The organism is Bacillus sp. 9.4 (assembly GCF_055486415.1).
On record NZ_JBVFMU010000001.1, the window covers coordinates 413499 to 431217 of the forward strand.

Sequence of the window (17719 nt, forward strand, 5' to 3'; positions counted from 1 at the left end):
AGTTTATGCGCATGTCCATCAGTTATGAATAACAATTATATTTCTGGAAGCAAACATAAAAAAACTCTCCCTGAAAAAGGGAGAGTAAACGTTATCTGATTGGCGCCATGCTTGATCCGGACGCTTCGTAATGAGCCAGCTCTTCCCTCATCTTCAGAAAGGCCGCGCTCAACGGCAATAATAATTGCTCAAGCGACGCAGGAACAGCATGATAAAACTCAATTGCGCTGACCCCAGTATAAGACGCCCGGCTATTTTCACACCACGTGTCTTTTTTCGGCATAAAGAACTCTTCAATGCATTGGTGATACACATTATAAAGTGTTTTTTCCGCTCTGGCTTCCTGAAAAGGCTCCTGCATCAGGAGACGGCGGCACGCTTCTGCGCCTCCTTCACAAAATACTGCCATTCTTCTCAGAGTGCTCAGCACATCACAGCAGTATCCTTTTTCAATAGGCAATTCAGCCTGTAAGGACTCAAGCGTCGTTTGATTTAGGTAATCGTTCACGGTATTGACAACCATTGATAAGAATTCGCCTGTTTTTTGAGTCTGCGCTCGCACAATCGAATGTCCCATTTCGTTTGGTATCTTCCCCTCATGTCTTTGTCTCTCACATTTTGCTTCTTTCATGATAGCTTCTTCCTTATATCTTATGATGATGAAAAAGCGCGATTCATTAAACTTCTATTTTATATCTTCGAAGGTTTGGTTAAAGTTTTCAAAAAATAAATCTGCTTCTTCTTGAAGAACGTCTTCTTCCGCATTTTCAGGCAGCGGCGGAAGCTCGTCCAGCGTTTTCAGACCGAATTGTTCAAGAAAAGTCGGCGTAGTACCGTATAAAATGGCCCGCCCCGGACCATCGGCACGCCCTACTTCACACAATAGCGCCTTCGCGACAAGACTGTGTAAAATCCGCTCTGATTTTACTCCTCTGATTTCTTCAATTTCTGCTCTCGTAATTGGCTGTTTGTATGAAACAATGGCCAGTACTTCTAAAGATGCTTGAGAAAGGCCCTTTGACGGCACTTCAATCAGTTTTTTCAAGTAAGGCGCAAAGTCTTTTTTGGTAGAGAGCATGTACGTATCTGCATACTCAATAAGTTCAATCCCTCGTGTATCTCCGCGGTATTCGTCCGCCACATCCGCCATGATCGTGTTCAGTTCAGGCTCTTCGATTTCAAGCACTGTTAACAGCTGCTTTTTTGTAAGCCCTTCATCGCCTGCCGCATAAAGAAGGGCTTCCACAATAGCTTTCCAATTCACGATATCAAGCCCCATGAATGGATTCACTCCCCGTAATGTAAATATCTGAAAAATTGTGCTCCTGTTCAATGAGGACCAGCTGATTTTTCATCAGCTCAAGAACAGCTAGAAAGGTCACTACTAAATGTTCTTTTTGCTCATATGGAAACAGATCCATAAAGTTGATTCTCGTTCCTCTAGATTTCAAGCTGTGCACGATTTCGTTCATTCTGGCTTCGATTGGTATGTCCTGTCTTGTAATTGTTGTTTCCATCGGCCTGTTTATTTTTTTGCGTTTCAGCACTTTTTGAAAAGCTCCGATCATATCATAGACCGTGACAGAGAGCTTTTGCTCAGACTGTTTTACTTCTTTTGCATATTCACTCAAATCACTCGGCGGTTTCGTGAACGATTTTTGTCTTTCTTCTTCCCGTTCTTTTAAATCCTTCGCCGCATCTTTATATTTTCGATACTCAATCAGCTTTTCAATCAGTTCCTCCCGCGGATCTTCTTCTTCAAGTAATTCATCTTCAAAAAGCTCCTCCTCTTGCTTCGGGAGCAGCATTCTGCTTTTAATGCTGAGCAGCGTGGCAGCCATAACCAAATACTCGCTGGCCATATCGAGCTCAAGCACACGCATCGTATGTACATATAATAAATATTGTTCAGTGATCTTCGCCACAGGTATATCATATATGTCAATTTCAAGACGATTGATTAAATGAAGCAGCAGGTCCAATGGGCCCTCAAACGTATCAATTTTCACTTGATATTCTTCCATCATCTCACCATTTTCAAGTATCACTCTCATTGCCGGAAAAACTGGCTACCCTATAGTATAAGCCACCAAAAAGCTCTCGTCCAATACTATTTCATTTCCTGTTTTGAACAAGTTTGTACAGAATATTCAAAACACGAGAGGTGTTTGCTCGGAGCGCTGAAGCGGGAGAAAAAGCCTTAGCTTCTGGTTTTCCTTTCTAAGAAGCAATAGAGGCCGAGCGTTCTTTTTTCCTTTTATCCCTTCTATGGTACACTAAAAGCACATTAAAGGAGGAAACACCTTGTATCCGAAAGCTTATATAGATTATCTCGTTGAGTTTCACGCGACACGGGATTATTTTGAATGCCATGAAATATTAGAAGAATATTGGAAGGAAGATCCGCCAAAGAAACGAAAACGCTATTGGGTCGGCTTTATTCAGCTTGCAGTTGCTTTATATCATCACAGAAGGCAGAATACAGCCGGGGCAAAAAGACTGATGGCGAACAGCATCCGGATTCTTCAAGCAGAATACCGGGCAGTCGAAGACTTAGGGCTCGATCATGGCCGTTTGCTCGAACTTATGCAATCGGTTTACGAACAAATCGAAACCGGCTCTGCCTATAAAAGCATTATGCTGCCAATCAAAGATGAGAAACTGGAGGAAGCATGCAGGATCGAATGCAGGGAAAAAAAGTATACATGGGGGCAGCCCAGTGCACTCAGCAACATATTTCTTATCGACAAACACCGTTTGCGGGATCGGACTGACGTCATCAGTGAACGTGAAAAAGAAATAGAACGCAGAAAAAAAAGCAGAGGCTGATCACAGCCTCTGCTTAATTATTGTATGAAATGTCTTGATCCTGCTGACCTTGACAACGTTCGAAAAAGCTCTGCGTTAATTCATTTGGAACCAGTACTTGCGTTTTGAATAAATGCTTTAAAGCATCCATCATCTGTTTTCCGATTCCTTGATGGCGATGAGAAGGATTCACACTGATATGCCGGATCTCAACCTCAGAATCCTTTTTTTCGACTCCGATTGCTCCGACGATATCCTCGTCCTCTTTCCAAAGAAAGAGCTGGCGGTCTGTATCCGTTTCGTAGTCCTTAATTGTCTGCTGAAGCTGCTTAAGGTCTTTTTCATTCGGCATAAACGAAAGAAGCCCCATCGCAATCTTTTCAAACGATTTTTTATAACGAATTAACATAAAAACCCCTCTATATCCAAAATGTCCAGTCTGCTATTAACGGATACGAATAGGTGATCCGTTTTCTCACATTATATCATTTTCGCCATATTTTTAAACTGTTTTCAGCAAATTATTCAAATGAGCGGTTTAAATTTGCCATTTCAATGGCAGAAACAGCACAATCTACACCTTTGTTGCCCGCTTTTGTGCCGGCACGCTCGATAGCCTGTTCGATGTTTTCAGTTGTTACAATTCCAAAGATGACAGGTACACCAGTAGTGTTTGCTGCTTGCGCGATGCCTTTTGCAGCTTCATTGCAGACATAATCGTAATGTGTCGTCGCGCCTCTGATGACAGTGCCCAATGTGATAATAGCATCATATTTTTTTGTTTCCGCCATTTTTTTCGCAGCAAACGGTATTTCAAATGCGCCTGGAACCCAAGCCACATCAATATCATTTGTGTCTACGCCATGTCTGAGCAGCGCATCTTCTGCTCCGCTCAGCAGCTTGCTCGTAATAAAATCATTAAATCTTCCTACTACGATTCCGATTTTAAGACCTGTACCAACTAAATTTCCTTGTATGATATTCATATGATTCCCATCCTTTTTTGTGATATTTGTAATTAGAAATGAAGTAAATGACCTAGCTTGTTCATTTTGGTTTGCAAATATTTTTTATTGTGTTCTTTCGCCTCCATTTGAAGCGGCACTCTTTCTGAAATACTGAGTCCGTAGCCTTCAAGGCCTGCGATTTTTCGCGGATTATTCGTCAAAAGCTTCATATTCCGGACACCGAGGTCGCGTAAAATTTGTGCTCCGATGCCATAGTTGCGAAGATCCGGCAAGAATCCAAGCGCCTCATTGGCTTCTACGGTGTCATAACCTTGTTCCTGAAGCTTATAAGCTTTTAATTTATTGATTAAACCGATGCCTCGTCCTTCTTGGCGCAAGTACAGAAGCACTCCACGGCCTTCTGCGGCAATTTGGTTCAGCGCGGCGTGCAGCTGCGGTCCGCAGTCACAGCGATGAGACCCAAACACGTCACCTGTGAGACATTCTGAATGCACCCGGACCAATACCGGTTCTTCTCCGAACGGCACCTCTCCCATCACAAATGCGACATGCTCTTTTCCATCTACCTCATTTGTGTATCCATAAACCTTAAATGTCCCAAAATCAGTAGGCAGCGTAATGTCAACTTCACGCTCGACAAGTGTTGTCAGATTGTAACGGTATTGAATCAAATCCTTAATGGTGATCATTTTTAATTGATGCTTTTTCGCAATTTCAATGAGCTCAGGCACTCTCGCCATCGTTCCGTCTTCATTCATAATTTCACAAATGACGCCGGCTCCTGGAGATCCGCAAGCTTCAGCAAGATCAACAGCAGCTTCTGTATGGCCCGCTCTTTTCAGGACACCTCCTTTTTTCGCAATCAGTGGAAAAATGTGCCCCGGACGCTGAAAATCAGATGGCACGGATTTGCTGTCCAGCAATGCTTGAACGGTAAAAGATCTTTCTTGAGCGCTGATACCTGTCTTCGTTTCACGATGGTCTATGCTTACGGTAAATGCAGTGTGGTGAGAATCTGTATTATGCTCAACCATAGGGTGAAGATCAAGCCTGTCTGCGATTTCCTCACTGAGCGGCGTGCAGATCAGTCCTCTCCCATGTGTCGCCATAAAGTTAATGACTTCAGGCGTTGCATGCTCGGCAAGAGCCACAAAGTCTCCTTCATTTTCTCTGTCTTCATCATCTACAACGATGATGACTTCGCCTTTTTTTAAAGCGTCCAGTGCTTCTTCTATCGGATGAAACATGCAAATCTTCCTCTCTAAAAGCCGTTTTCGCTTAAGAAGGCTTTTGTAATGGTTTGTTGGGTCTTATTTTCATTGGCTTTATGCAAAAATCGATACATATATTTTCCGATCATATCGCATTCGATATTCACTTTAGAGCCGATCGTTTTTTCTGAAAAAATCGTTTCGCTGATCGTATGCGGTATTAAGGAGATCGTCACTGTGTCTTCTGTCAGGCCGAATATGGTTAAGCTCACGCCATCCACAGTAATTGATCCCTTTAAAACCAATGTTTTTGTTAATGACGGGTCCATTTTTAAATCATAGTAAACTGCGTTGCTTTTCTCTTCAATTCGTGTGATTTCCGCAGTTCCGTCGACATGGCCTGAGACGAAATGGCCTCCGAAACGGCCGTTTGCCGCCATCGCTCTTTCCAGATTTACTTTGCTTCCTTTTGTTAAATCATTCAGTGACGTAGCTTTGACTGTTTCAGGCATAACATCCACTGTGAATTGATTTTTTGTAAAATCAGTGACAGTCAGACAAATGCCGTTCACTGCAATGCTGTCGCCAAGATGAACATCCTCTAAAATCTTTGAGCATTTAATAGTTAAGGCCATTGAATGCCCTGCTTTTTTCATGGATTCGATTGTGCCTGTTTCTTCGATAATTCCTGTAAACATGGTCACCATCCTATTCCTTTGTCGGTTTTGCCGTCAGTTTGATATCACGGCCGATTTGGGTTATATCAGTGAATTGTAATAAGGGGACATCTTTCATTGATTGAAAACCTTCACCGGAGATTAAGCTGGGAGCATGCGTTCCTCCGATTAGTTTAGGGGCAAAATAGAAGATGATTTCTTGAAAACAGCCTTCTTTGACAAAGCTTCCGTGAACAGCTGAACCGCCTTCCACATACACCGACATGATGCCTTCTTCCGCTAGGATCTTCAAAACATCGGGAATTTGAATGCGCTCGGTTTCAAGTGTAAATATGTTCACTCCGAAAGCTGAAAGCCGTTTTTTCTTTTCCTCTTCTGCGCGTGCCGTCGTAAAAATCCATGTCGGCGCTATTTGATCGCAAATCACTTTAGCGTCCTCAGGAATCGAGAGTACGGTATCAAGTATGACCCGAACCGGCTGTTTTGTTACATTCGGCAGTCTGCAGGTTAAGCTCGGATTGTCGGCTTTCACTGTGCCAACTCCGACTAAAATGCTTTGGTGTGTTTTCCTGTATTGCTGAGCATCCTGTCTTGCAGCCTCTGACGTGATCCATTTGCTGTCACCCGTGCTGGTAGCTATCTTGCCGTCAAGGCTGGCAGCCGCTTTTAGCGTGACGTACGGAAGGCCTGTCCTCATAAAGTGCAGAAATTTTTCATTCAGCCTCTCCGCCTGGTCTGCCAGGATACCTTCCCTTACCTCAATGCCGGCTTCTTTGATCATGCTGATCCCTCTTCCAGCCACAAGCGGATTAGGATCTCTCATCGCCACGAACACTCTTTTGATGCCAGAGTTGATAATCAATTCTGCACATGGCGGTGTTTTTCCGTAATGGCTGCACGGTTCGAGTGTAACGTAAATATCGGCACCCTCTGCATGTGCTCCAGCCATATGGATGGCATGAACTTCTGCATGAGCTTCACCATATTTTAAATGGGCGCCCATTCCGACAATTTGTCCGTCCTTTACGACAACAGCGCCGACGAGCGGATTGGATTCGGTCTGTCCTTCGCCCTGCTTCGCAAGATCTAAGGCCAGCTTCATATAATACTCTTCCATTTGTTTCCCTCCCCTCTTTTGTTATTTACCGTCAAAAAAGCCCCGAATTTATAAAAAATTCGGGGCTTTAGGTATTTTACGCAATAGGAAATAACACTATGCATTTTTGAACCATTTGCATAGCGGTTCATCATCCTTCTCCCATCCAGACTTTCACTGTCGGCTTCAGCTTAAACTGAATCCACCGCGTGCTTATGCACACGGGTCACGGGCTCTAAAGCAAATGTGCTTTACTACCGCCGGTCGGGATTTCCACCCTGCCCCGAAGGATACAATCTTTATTCATTTGTCCTTATTGGCTATTATAGCGATCCTTTTTAAAGTACGCAATGAAATAAACTTACAATTTGAGAAAAACAAAACATCACCCTTCGATCCGAAAGGTGATGTTTTTTAATCATTCACTTTTGCAACCTTGATTAATCCGTCGATCCGCTTTGATTTGCTGAAGTATGCCTTAATCTTGTCACCTTCTTTTATATCAGATAAATCCTGATTTAATTTTTTTCCGTTGAAGATGATTTTCGTTCCGTTTTCTGCTACTCCATGATACTCTGAGCCGTCAATTTTCGTCACTTTATATTCCTGGATGGTGTATTCCTCTTCTTCCGAGGACAAGGTTTGTCCAATTGCTGTCGGAACATCCTTCAGCTCAACATCATTTATGTACATATAACCGCCTGCAAGTAAAAGCAAAAGCACTAACAGAATGGTAATCTTGGTTTTTATTCTTCCCATTTCTAAACCTCCAGCCAATATGAATCTATTCATTCATATGAGTTATTCCTTATTTTCATGAATAAAAAACCGTAAATTCTCGTAAATTATTAATATAACGATACATAACGGGAATATGTTTCACATTTCTGCAAAAATTTCTTTTCTATAGATATACGAATTTATGTTCTGGTTTTGGGGGATAACCGTAAAAAAGATATAAAAAAAGCAGCCCCAATGGGAAACTGCTTGATCCTAATTTGTTTTGCGCATTTCTTTAAACGGGTAGAAAACAAACTTTGACGTACCCGCAATTTGTTTTTTCGTGAAGAGGCCAAGTCCGTTACGGCTGTCCATGGAATTCCGACGATTGTCACCCATCACAAAATACTTGTTATCAGGCACTTTAACCGGGCCGAAATCATCGGTCAAATGGTCAAAACCGTCCTGTTTCGCTCTCTTTTTATTAGCCGCCAAATAAGGTTCGTCCACCTTTTTCCCGTTGATATAGAGCTGGTCATTTTTCATCTCAACCGTATCGCCGGGAAGGCCGATAATACGTTTGACATAGTGAACATCATCTCCGTTTAACACGACGATGTCTCCTCTATCAAACTCGCCGATGTATTTGACTGTCATATTGACAAAGACCCTTTCACGGTTGTGAAGTGTAGGATACATAGAGTCACCATCAACGACATACGGCGCAAAAATAAAGTTGCGAATGAGCAAAGCAAGAACGACAGCAATCACAATTGCTTTTGCCCATTCTAATATTGATTTTTTCTTCGAAACATTTTCTGATTTCAACTGATTTCCTCCAATAAACAACGGTCTTCAATTTATGTTATCACGAATCGAAAAAAAATCCCATTAGGACCATTGAAGTGATTTTACAAACTGTTAATCTTCATCTTCTACCCACATCATGCCTATTTTTTCTTGTCGATCATAACTAGGCCTGAAAATATTGAAAGAAATGAATCGCATAATTCAGAAGCGATGGACTCAGAAGAAAGAGAGTTCTCATATGCAAAATCTTTAGATCGTATATAAAGCATGAGGTTACGGGCAGTTTGTTCATTTACTGCATTCCATTGATCCCCCAATCCATGATACCCATGGCACTTGACAAAAAACAATTCACGTCATAAAGGTTACTGGAATGTTTGCAGCAACCTATTTCACAGGTGATAACCGCATCCCGTTTTTGCTTTCATGATATGTTAAAAATCATTCAAGCTCGAAAAAAAACATGGATCAGCCTCCAAAAAATAAATCCAATATATTCCCGGCAGTTGAAGACTCTTTATTATAAAACTCTGAATATCCGCAGTTCTTACAGTAAACCACTAGAAATCGGTTATGCTGCACGTCAAACAGCTTTGATAATCCCGTGCCGGTTGTAGCTATTTCTTTTTGTCCGGCTTCAGTACTGCCGCATTTTATACAGCCTTTGTTGTTCATATCGCGATCTCCTTTTCATTACATCACGTTTGTTTGATTTATTTTACTACAAAATATCAATCCCAATGACCCGTACTACTTTAAAGTTTACTTAATTTTGATTACATACTAATTGGGTTCGTTTCTCAGCTTGGTAAATCTTCTGGAGAAACGGAAAAGCTCCATGACCAAAACATTCAAACTCAGCCAAACACCGCCGAAGGCGTAACCCGCAGCAACATCACTCGGATACTGCTCATTAAAGTACACACGGCTCAGCCCGATGAGGAATAAAACGATAATCAACAAAAAAACGCAACAGTTTGCAGACGCGCCTTGTGAGAATGACGAACAAAAAGATAAGCACAAAAACCAAAAATGACAAATGCCGTTAAAGTCTGTTCGCTCGGGAATGGATATAATACATGACTTTCCAAAGGAGCGTGAACAGGATGAAGGGAATGAAAGAGCCGTCTAATTCCCTCTTCATAAAGCTCTCGCACCAACGACTAGGAGAAAGAGAGTTCGATTTTCCGGTCTTGCCCTTTGAATACCGTCCAAAAAAAAGTTAGAACAATAACGGCTAACAGAACACCTCTCGACGCAAAAGCTTTCTGAATTGCAGCTGGGCCCAGTCTATACCCGATCCAATACGACATGCTTACTCCCGCACAGCTCCCCAATCCGGCCGCTAACATGCTTAGCACCCAGTTTAACTTTTCTTGAAACACGAGAACACCGGCAAACTCTCCCGGTCCAAGTAAAGCTAGAAGCTCTAACATCAAGACAATAAACAAGACGGCATATCCGTACTGTTCGAGCAACCCCGTCAAAACTTGCATGTGATTCTCCTTAAACTTTTTTGTTCTTTTATCATTCCCAATCCACTTTTTGTATAATCAGCACAATTTCACCTTCAGTCGTCCAACAACATTGTCTATGGCGGGATCTTCTCTCCTATACTCGTCACTCATACATTCTTTTTTGACAAGGAGGAGCAACAGCATGAAATGGGAGGAAACAAAAGATACGCAGGGAGTTTGCCAAAATTTTGGGCAGTTCATTCTGCCACCGAGTCAGGTGTTTGTTTGCCTACCTCATTCCTTGGCCATTCCCCATTTTTCCCGTTTGAGGTTCGCAATGATAAAGTATTTCACTTAGTTTCGTACATGAAGAGGTAAATTCTTTGCTCTCCGAACTAGGATGCGGCGCATGACGATTACTGCATTGCATAACCACTGGTTATTTAGTGAGCCGTGTGCAATGTATATGCACTTTGAGTCAGCACAGGATAGTCCTATTACATTCGACAGAAAAGCAGCTGCCACATTCAGAGTAGTTAAAAGAATAGACAGATAGCTGGGCTTCCGGAAGCTTTAAAGGAGGCTCTTTTTTGAGCATTTTTATAAATCAATGAAAACAGGCATCTCCTAAATATTTTTGCCAATAAGTTTACGCTAATCAACTCTAGTACTAATACATATAAAAAGTAGAATACTATGAAAGGAGATTTGATGGTATGATTGATTATCCTATTAATATAAACAACGTTTCCGGGAACAGTGTAATTAACGTAGGGGGCGCTTTTATGATCAGGCCTTTAACTTTGTCCAAATCTGTGTTTGGCTCTGGAGGTTTAAACACAGGAATTGTCTTTGAAAATAACTTTGTAAGCAAGGCTAAAATGATTAATCATCAATTTACTGATCAAAACGTCACCAAAACTTTTTAATCGATTCATTACGGGGGCTTGCGATGTCTCACTAACTAAACACCTGGTTTTGCCAACCGCCATCAACACTCGGCGGTTTTTTATTGAACATTTTTGGCCAATAAAAAAAGCTTCCTCTCTAAGAGGAAGCCTTTTGCCTGCCGATTAGCCTTCTACGCGAACTTCTTTCATGACATCGCCGTTAGACATGTTTTTCGCGAATTCTAATCCGCTTGTTACTTTACCGAATACAGTGTGAACACCGTTCAAATGAGGCTGTGGCTCATGAACGATGAAAAATTGGCTGCCGCCAGTGTCTTTTCCGGCATGTGCCATAGAAAGTGCGCCCGCCTCATGTGTATGCGGGTTGCCTTCTGTTTCACATTTGATTGTGTATCCCGGACCGCCAGTACCAGTTCCGTGCGGGCAGCCGCCTTGACTGACGAAGCCAGGAATCACTCGGTGGAATGTAAGCCCGTCATAAAAGCCTTCGTTCGCAAGCTTTTCAAAGTTTGCGACAGTTCCAGGTGCAGCTTCAGGATAAAGTTCAAATTCAATTTTGTTCCCGTCTTCTAATAAAAAGTAACCTGTTTTCAATTGTATGCCTACTTTCTTTATTTTAATTTTCAAAGGAGATTATGTATGATAGGTTATGGCCTGTCTCTCCTTGTCGCGGCTATTATACCACACCTTTCGGGGGAAAACGAATCTCCCGGCTTTACTAAAAAATAAAAATGAAACCTGAATCTCTTTATCTCCGTCTAACCTAACGGAACTGTATTTTTCATGATTCAGGTCCTCACAAAGCAGCACTATCCAGCTGCTTGTGAAATTGAAGGAGGTCAAACTGCTTTGAAGAAAATTTGGATTGGAATGCTGGCAGCGGCCGTTTTGCTGCTGACGGTTCCGAAGGTCAGTCTCGCGGATGCCGCAGTTGGAGATGTCATTGTAACACTGGGTGCTGATTTGTCAGAATCCGACAAACAAAAAGTGCTTGATGAAATGAATGTCCCTGATAATGCCACAACGGTAACCGTGACCAATAAGGAAGAACATGAATATTTAGGAAAATATATATCGAACGCGCAAATCGGATCGAGAGCGATTTCTTCATCCTCAATCACCATTGCCAAAAAAGGCTCCGGATTGAATGTTGAGACCCATAATATCAGCGGCATCACGGATGAAATGTACCTGAATGCACTGATGACAGCCGGTGTTAAAGATGCGAAGGTGTATGTTACAGCACCGTTTGAAGTATCCGGGACTGCGGCTTTAACTGGATTGATTAAGGCGTATGAAGTTTCTTCAGACGAAGCGATCTCGGAGGATGTTAAGCAGGTCGCCAACCAAGAGCTTGTCACGACATCAGAGCTTGGAGACAAAATCGGTAACGAAAATGCGGCAGCCCTGATTGCAAAAATCAAAGAAGAGTTTGCTAAAAACGGGGTGCCTGATAATAAAGCTGACATCGAAAAACAAGTGGATGACGCAGCTTCTGATTTAAACGTCACACTTACTGACAGCCAAAAGAACCAGCTTGTCTCCCTATTCAATAAGATGAAAAACGCTGACATTGACTGGGGACAGGTCAGTGACCAGCTAGATAAAGCGAAAGATAAGATTACGAAATTCATAGAATCAGATGAAGGCAAAAACTTCATCCAGAAAGTCATTGATTTCTTCGTATCTATCTGGGATGCGATTGTATCTATATTCAAATAAGAAAAGCGCCGAAAAATCGGCGCTTTCTTTTATTGCTTTACACCCGTTTTAAATGGCAGATCAAGTTTTACAATATCTTCGTATGTTTCTCGCTTCACGACTAAATGAGCCTCACCGTTTTCGACAAATACAACGGCGGGTCTCGGAATACGGTTATAATTGTTGGACATGCTGTATCCATAAGCGCCTGTACAAAAAACGGCAAGAAGATCGCCTTCTTTTACTTCCGGCAGGTCAATATCCCAAATCAGCATATCTCCGCTTTCACAGCACTTTCCGGCAATTGATACCGTTTTGTCATGCGCTTCTCCGATCCTGTTGGCTGCCGCAGCTTCATATTTAGCTTGGTAAAGCGCAGGACGAATATTGTCGTTCATGCCTCCGTCTACTGCCACATACTGGCGGACACCCGGCACTTCTTTTTGAGAGCCAACCGTATAAAGAGTTGTGCCTGCGTCTCCCACAAGAGAACGGCCCGGTTCGATCCAAATTTCCGGGATATCAAAACCGTAACGGGAAGCATTTTCTTTCACAGCTCCGATAATTTTTTCAACGTATTCAGTGGCATGAAGCGGTTCATCATCTTCCGTATAACGAATGCCGAAACCTCCTCCAAGATTCAGCACCTTGGATACAAATGAATATGAATCTCTCCACTCGTCTAGTTTTTTGAAGATTTTTTCCGCTGCTAACACAAAACCGGCCGTATCAAAGATTTGCGATCCGATATGGCAATGGACACCCAGCAGCTGAATGTGTTCCGATTGTAATACTTGTTCGATGGCCCGTTCAGTTTGTCCGTTATGAAGGTCGAAACCAAACTTTGAATCTTCCTGGCCCGTTGTAATGTAGTCATGCGTATGCGCTTCTACTCCGGGCGTGATCCGAAGAAGAACATCGATGGAGTGACCCGTTTCTTTACATAGGTCTTCAAGAAGCGCAATTTCATAGAAATTATCCACCACAATGCAGCCGATGCGGTGCTCAAGCGCCATGCGCAGTTCTTCCCTGCTCTTATTGTTTCCATGAAAGTGGATGCGTTCTGCCGGAAAGCCTGCCGCAACAGCCGTATATAGCTCTCCTCCGGATACGACATCTAAAGAAAGTCCCTCTTCCTCAGCGAGCTGAATCATTGCGACTGATGAGAATGCTTTGCTCGCATATGCCACCTGTGCTTTCAGCCCTGCAGAAATAAACGCCTGCTTAAAGCTTTTAGCACGCTCACGTATTAAAGCCACATCATATACGTAAAGAGGTGTACCATATTTCTCAGCTAAATAGAGAGCATCCACACCTCCGATTTCTAAATGACCATGTTGATTTTGTCTGCTTGTGCCGTGTAAGAACAATGTCATTCCCTCTTTCTCCGCTTATGGATGAAAGGACAGTTTTATGGACTGTCCCTTCATAATTAAGACATACATTATCATACTCTTCAGTCAGTTTCAATGCGATTATGAATTGGTAGGCTGTCTTAAGCGATTTTTGGGGTGAACGATACTGGGTCTTACTTTTGCGCCAGGTTTCGCTGTGCGGACAAGAACCTGCCACAGCGCCTTTCCGTTAAAGGGAATCAGCGGCCATAAGTACGGTGTCTGAAGGGATTTGATGCTTGCCATGGCAATAATTAGCACTGTAAATCCGATGACGAGCCCTTTTATATGAAATAAGGCAACGAGTATCATGAGGACAAGACGGCTCATTTTGTTTGCCAAGCTTAATTCATAACTAGGCGTCGTAAAGGTTCCAATCGCCGCAAGTGAGACGTACAGAATCACCTCAGGCGAAAAAAGGCCGACCTCAATCGCAATCTGCCCGATCAGAACAGCGGCAATTAAACCCATTGCTGTCGATAAAGCCGTCGGTGTGTGAATGGCAGCCATTCTGAGAAACTCGATTCCTAAGTCAGCTAAAAATATCTGCAGGATGATCGGGATATGCGTATCTTTATTTAAACCGATAAATTTCATGTTGTCCGGAAGCAGATCAGGCTGAAGCACAAAGAGAAACCAGATCGGAAGAAATAAAGTAGAAGCAAGAATACCGAAAAATCTTACCCATCTTAAAAAGGTCCCGACTGAAGGAGCCTGCCTATATTCTTCAGCATGCTGCACATGGTGAAATAAAGTCGTTGGGGTAATGATTACACTCGGCGATGTGTCCACTATAATGATAACATGGCCTTCTAGAACATGATTTGCGGCCACATCCGGTCTTTCTGTATAGCGCACGAGCGGAAAAGGATTATAGCTTTGATTAACAATGAATTCCTCGACAGTTTTGTCTGCCATTGTTAATCCATCGACATCAATGGATGCAATTTCTTTTTCTACGATCTCAACCAGATCCGGATCAGCTATATCTTCTATATAACAAATGCTTAAATCCGTCTTTGACCGCTCACCAACTTTCGTCATCTTGACTCGAAGGCGTTCGTCTCTGATCCGCCTTCTGAGAAGGGCCGTATTGACGACGATATTTTCAACAAATCCGTCTCTGGCTCCCCTGACCACCTTTTCCGTATCAGGTTCTTCCGGGTTTCTGCCCGGATAGCTTCTGACGTCAATTATAAATGCGAAGCCTGCACCTTCAACAATGACAGCGACGAGCCCGGACAGCACTTGGTCGGTGGTTTCATCCAAGGTTTTTACTTTTTCGACCTGGGCGTTAAGCAGCCTGTTTTCGACGATGTCGACCAGCTCATCAGGGTCTTCTTTCCGATTGTTAATGGCAACAAGTTCTCTCATTAAATGAATAATATAGGCTGTATCGCATAATCCATTTAGATAGTAAAGCTGGATCTCTTTATCTAAAATCGTGAGCTTGCGAACACCTACATCATAGCTCGTCCCCATCCCAACACGGTTTTTGAAATATTCTTCATTTTTAGCTGGATTCCGATAAACCCGAATTTTCTCTTCCTTGTGGTCCGGCATGATACCCGCTCCTTTCTAAAATAAACTCGACCGCTTTCATGGTGATTGGCGACCCTTTTGAGATATCGTCTTTTCTGCCCATTTTGCCGATATCCCCGATACCGACAATAAGCGGGAGATCAAGTTTATCAAGGCAATAGACTGTATCTCCACTCATTCTGTGGTCATCAAATTCCCTTTCCCCGACTTTATCGACGCCGTATTCAGTTATTTCTCCATTGCGGTCAATGCTTACATCGACCCTGGTCCATTCAGCCTGATGTGTTTTTGACGCGACCGCAATCACACCGAGCACTTCAATAGACGGATGGGTTGCGACATAGGTCAGAGCGGCTTCTCCCGGACCCTCTCCTTGAAGGCCGGAGTCGTCAAACATGACAAATACAGGATCATACGGTGCTGAGGCGATCAGCTTGACAAGCTCGGCGCCGCTGCGGGTGGAAGGATTCCCTTTTGATTGTGAAATACATCGACCTCCCACTTTGCTTGCGGCGTATTCAATTGTTTTAGCGGCATAAACATCCCCGTCTGTTACCAGTATGACCTTGCGTTTTGTCGTCATGTCGGCATTATCCTTTCGGTTTGAAAATAACAGCTACGATAAAGGCGAAAAGAATAGCGGCTGAGATACCGGCCGAGGTCAGCTCAAAAATCCCCATGCCGATTCCTATAAATCCGTGTATATGCGCCTGATGCATAGCACCGTGCAGAAGACTGTGACCGAAGCTGACGATCGGAACGGTGGCGCCTCCTCCGGCAAATTCAATAAATTTATCGTAAATGCCGAAACCATCTAATATTGCACCGATTACAACAAATGATGTCATGACATGAGCTGGCGTCAATTTAAAAATATCCAAGAGCAGCTGGCCGACGATACAAATGGCCCCGCCGCATACAAAAGCCAAAAGGTAGTCCATGTTAAGATGCACCTCCTGCACGCTCAAATACAACCCCGTGGGCGATAGTCGGAATGGTTTCTTTTTGCTGGATCATCGTCGGGCTTAACAGCGCCCCGGTCGCCACGACAAATACACGGTTTAATTTTCCTTCTCTCAGCTGCTTAAAAATATGAGAGTAGGTGACAACCGCTGAACAAGCACAGCCACTCCCCCCGGCAAAGACCTGCTGATCCGGAGTGTAAATCAGAAGCCCGCAATCATCATGCTTTGTGCCGACTGGATATCCATCTTCTTTTAAGATGTCTTTTACGATTGGAGAACCGACGCCTGACAGGTCACCTGTCAGGATTAGATCATAATCATCCGCTGTCCGGTTGAGATCTTTAAAGTGCTGCTTAATCGTATCAGCTGCAGCCGGAGCCATAGCCGATCCCATATCAAAAGGATCTGTAATTCCTAAATCAGAAACCTTTCCGACAGTCGCACTTGTGATTTGGATATCACCCGGTGTCTGACTGATGACAACTGCACCGCTTCCGGTTACAGTGGAGGTAGCAGTGTCCGGTTTTTGCCCTCCGTATTCTGTCGGATAGCGAAACTGTCTTTCCGCAGTTGCATTGTGACTGCTTGTGGCAGCCAGTGCCCTTTTGGCAAACCCGCCATCAACTAAGGCTGATGCGACAGCCACTGTTTCCATTGATGTTGAACAGGCGCCAAACATACAAAGAAATGGGATTTTCAAGTGTCTTGCCACATAGTTAGCCGTCACGTTTTGGTTCAGCAAGTCGCCTGCGAGCAATAGGTCAATATCATCTTTTGTCAGATTGTTTTTTTGAAGCGCAACATTAACAGCGTCTTCCATGAGCTGCCGTTCCGCCATTTCCCAGCTTTTTTGATTACAATGCATTTCGTCATAGGTTTTATCAAATAAAGAGCCGAGCGGTCCGTCTTTTTCCTTTGGTCCTGCTGCCGTTCCCGCTGAGTTGACAAATATGGGATGTTCAAATACCCAGGTTTGCTTTCCTGTTAATTTCATTTTCTTCTCCTCCTATGACATCAGTTTCTCAAAAGCAAACCGAATCATTCCAACGATGTATGCAGCTACAACTCCGAAAACAATAACATTTCCTGCCAGTTTAAACATATTTGTCGCTACTCCAAGCACTAATCCTTCACTTTTATATTCAAGAGCCGCGCTTGCCATACTGTTGGCAAAACCTGTGACAGGTACGGCTGAACCTGCGCCTGCGAATTGTCCGATTCTGTCATAGATGCCGAACCCTGTAAGCAGGGCGGAAATTAATATCAGCGTTGCAGCTGTTGGATTCCCCGCAGTTTTTTCATTGAAATCAAAAAAATGGATATAAAAATTTTGCAGACCTTGCCCGATTGCACAAATCAGTCCGCCCACTAAAAAGGCTTTTACACAGTTCCAGACGTAAGGCGGCTTAGGCTGATATGTTTTCACTTTTGATTTGTAATTTTCTTTTATGTTTGTCAT

At 43.2% G+C, this 17719-nt stretch carries 23 protein-coding genes, 2 pseudogenes and 1 riboswitch; of the genes and pseudogenes, 5 read left to right on the plus strand and 20 right to left on the minus strand.

The genetic code is table 11. The features are described from left to right. Nucleotides 1–91: 91 nt before the first annotated feature. Genes ACZ07B_RS02590 through scpA form a run of 3 tightly spaced genes read right to left on the minus strand, consistent with a single transcriptional unit; the run spans nt 92 to nt 2024 of the window. Nucleotides 92–631: a YpuI family protein gene (locus tag ACZ07B_RS02590; RefSeq protein ID WP_014477219.1), complete on the minus strand. Its 540-nt coding sequence runs from the start codon at nt 629–631 to the stop codon at nt 92–94. Nucleotides 632–685: 54 nt separating this feature from the next. Next, nucleotides 686–1279, minus strand: a complete 594-nt coding sequence (gene scpB / locus ACZ07B_RS02595) for an SMC-Scp complex subunit ScpB (protein ID WP_003223904.1) — start codon at nt 1277–1279, stop codon at nt 686–688. After that, the gene (gene scpA, locus ACZ07B_RS02600; RefSeq protein WP_014477220.1) at nt 1269–2024 is read right to left on the minus strand and encodes a segregation/condensation protein A; all 756 of its coding nucleotides are present in this window, start codon (nt 2022–2024) and stop codon (nt 1269–1271) included. Before scpA ends, scpB begins: the two co-directional genes overlap by 11 nt. Before the next feature lie 280 nt (nt 2025–2304). On the opposite strand from scpA, the gene ACZ07B_RS02605 reads away from it, so the two are divergent. Beyond that, entirely contained in the window at nt 2305–2829 is a 525-nt protein-coding gene (locus ACZ07B_RS02605) for a DUF309 domain-containing protein (RefSeq protein WP_464876872.1), read from the plus strand. Between the two features lie 13 nt (nt 2830–2842). On the opposite strand, the gene ribT is transcribed toward ACZ07B_RS02605, so the two are convergent. The 7 genes from ribT to sipS all read right to left on the minus strand — a co-directional run bounded on the left by ribT (nt 2843) and on the right by sipS (nt 8308). Continuing rightward, a complete protein-coding gene (gene ribT, locus ACZ07B_RS02610; protein ID WP_003223910.1) occupies nt 2843–3217 on the minus strand; it encodes a GNAT family N-acetyltransferase RibT in 375 nt (124 codons plus the stop codon). A gap of 112 nt (nt 3218–3329) precedes the next feature. Beyond that, the gene (gene ribH / locus ACZ07B_RS02615; protein WP_003223915.1) at nt 3330–3794 is read right to left on the minus strand and encodes a 6,7-dimethyl-8-ribityllumazine synthase; all 465 of its coding nucleotides are present in this window, start codon (nt 3792–3794) and stop codon (nt 3330–3332) included. A gap of 32 nt (nt 3795–3826) precedes the next feature. Next, on the minus strand, nt 3827–5023 hold the full coding sequence (locus ACZ07B_RS02620; RefSeq protein ID WP_003230496.1) for a bifunctional 3,4-dihydroxy-2-butanone-4-phosphate synthase/GTP cyclohydrolase II: 1197 nt from the start codon (nt 5021–5023) through the stop codon (nt 3827–3829). Between the two features lie 14 nt (nt 5024–5037). Next, the gene (gene ribE, locus ACZ07B_RS02625) at nt 5038–5685 is read right to left on the minus strand and encodes a riboflavin synthase subunit alpha (protein WP_014480161.1); all 648 of its coding nucleotides are present in this window, start codon (nt 5683–5685) and stop codon (nt 5038–5040) included. A gap of 10 nt (nt 5686–5695) precedes the next feature. Next, entirely contained in the window at nt 5696–6781 is a 1086-nt protein-coding gene (gene ribD, locus ACZ07B_RS02630) for a bifunctional diaminohydroxyphosphoribosylaminopyrimidine deaminase/5-amino-6-(5-phosphoribosylamino)uracil reductase RibD (RefSeq protein ID WP_086344033.1), read from the minus strand. Nucleotides 6782–6910: 129 nt separating this feature from the next. Beyond that, nucleotides 6911–7055, minus strand: a riboswitch (FMN riboswitch). Between the two features lie 119 nt (nt 7056–7174). Next, entirely contained in the window at nt 7175–7519 is a 345-nt protein-coding gene (locus ACZ07B_RS02635; RefSeq protein WP_003230488.1) for a hypothetical protein, read from the minus strand. Nucleotides 7520–7753: 234 nt separating this feature from the next. Continuing rightward, a complete protein-coding gene (sipS, locus tag ACZ07B_RS02640; protein ID WP_464876873.1) occupies nt 7754–8308 on the minus strand; it encodes a signal peptidase I sipS in 555 nt (184 codons plus the stop codon). Nucleotides 8309–8574: 266 nt separating this feature from the next. Between sipS and ACZ07B_RS02645 the strand changes: the two are divergent. Further along, nucleotides 8575–8816, plus strand: a pseudogene (locus tag ACZ07B_RS02645) (hypothetical protein). On the opposite strand, the gene ACZ07B_RS02650 reads toward ACZ07B_RS02645, so the two are convergent. The 3 genes and pseudogenes from ACZ07B_RS02650 to ACZ07B_RS02660 all read right to left on the minus strand — a co-directional run bounded on the left by ACZ07B_RS02650 (nt 8759) and on the right by ACZ07B_RS02660 (nt 9786). Further along, a complete protein-coding gene (locus ACZ07B_RS02650; protein WP_003223929.1) occupies nt 8759–8965 on the minus strand; it encodes a zinc ribbon domain-containing protein in 207 nt (68 codons plus the stop codon). The pseudogene ACZ07B_RS02645 and the gene ACZ07B_RS02650 overlap by 58 nt on opposite strands. A gap of 108 nt (nt 8966–9073) precedes the next feature. Continuing rightward, nucleotides 9074–9313, minus strand: coding sequence for a phosphatase PAP2 family protein (locus ACZ07B_RS02655; protein WP_464876874.1), 240 nt, complete (start codon nt 9311–9313; stop codon nt 9074–9076). A gap of 267 nt (nt 9314–9580) precedes the next feature. Then, nucleotides 9581–9786, minus strand: a pseudogene (locus tag ACZ07B_RS02660) (hypothetical protein). Between the two features lie 370 nt (nt 9787–10156). Here ACZ07B_RS02660 and ACZ07B_RS02665 point away from each other — a divergent pair. Beyond that, nucleotides 10157–10303 (plus strand): DUF1259 domain-containing protein, encoded by a 147-nt coding sequence (locus ACZ07B_RS02665; protein WP_088326390.1) that lies wholly within the window; start codon nt 10157–10159, stop codon nt 10301–10303. A 160-nt stretch (nt 10304–10463) separates the two neighbouring features. Further along, the gene (locus tag ACZ07B_RS02670) at nt 10464–10676 is read left to right on the plus strand and encodes a spore germination protein (RefSeq protein ID WP_003230479.1); all 213 of its coding nucleotides are present in this window, start codon (nt 10464–10466) and stop codon (nt 10674–10676) included. 144 nt (nt 10677–10820) lie between these two features. Here the strand turns inward: ACZ07B_RS02670 and ACZ07B_RS02675 are convergent, their stop codons facing one another. Beyond that, complete coding sequence (locus ACZ07B_RS02675; RefSeq protein WP_003223931.1) at nt 10821–11252, minus strand: peptidylprolyl isomerase; 432 nt, start codon at nt 11250–11252, stop codon at nt 10821–10823. 255 nt (nt 11253–11507) lie between these two features. Between ACZ07B_RS02675 and ACZ07B_RS02680 the strand changes: the two genes are divergently transcribed. Then, a complete protein-coding gene (locus ACZ07B_RS02680) occupies nt 11508–12380 on the plus strand; it encodes a DUF1002 domain-containing protein (RefSeq protein WP_464876875.1) in 873 nt (290 codons plus the stop codon). A gap of 29 nt (nt 12381–12409) precedes the next feature. Here ACZ07B_RS02680 and lysA read toward each other — a convergent pair whose 3' ends face one another. The 6 genes from lysA to spoVAC form a co-directional block, all read right to left on the minus strand. Continuing rightward, nucleotides 12410–13729: a diaminopimelate decarboxylase gene (gene lysA / locus ACZ07B_RS02685; RefSeq protein WP_086344610.1), complete on the minus strand. Its 1320-nt coding sequence runs from the start codon at nt 13727–13729 to the stop codon at nt 12410–12412. Nucleotides 13730–13834: 105 nt separating this feature from the next. Then, a complete protein-coding gene (gene spoVAF / locus ACZ07B_RS02690; RefSeq protein WP_003230471.1) occupies nt 13835–15316 on the minus strand; it encodes a spore germination protein SpoVAF in 1482 nt (493 codons plus the stop codon). After that, a complete protein-coding gene (spoVAEA, locus tag ACZ07B_RS02695) occupies nt 15267–15878 on the minus strand; it encodes a stage V sporulation protein SpoVABEA (protein ID WP_003230469.1) in 612 nt (203 codons plus the stop codon). Before spoVAEA ends, spoVAF begins: the two co-directional genes overlap by 50 nt. A gap of 7 nt (nt 15879–15885) precedes the next feature. Next, a complete protein-coding gene (gene spoVAE, locus ACZ07B_RS02700; protein ID WP_003230467.1) occupies nt 15886–16236 on the minus strand; it encodes a stage V sporulation protein AE in 351 nt (116 codons plus the stop codon). 1 nt (nt 16237) lies between these two features. Further along, on the minus strand, nt 16238–17254 hold the full coding sequence (gene spoVAD, locus ACZ07B_RS02705; protein ID WP_003230465.1) for a stage V sporulation protein AD: 1017 nt from the start codon (nt 17252–17254) through the stop codon (nt 16238–16240). A 12-nt stretch (nt 17255–17266) separates the two neighbouring features. Next, a complete protein-coding gene (spoVAC, locus tag ACZ07B_RS02710; RefSeq protein WP_003223947.1) occupies nt 17267–17719 on the minus strand; it encodes a stage V sporulation protein AC in 453 nt (150 codons plus the stop codon).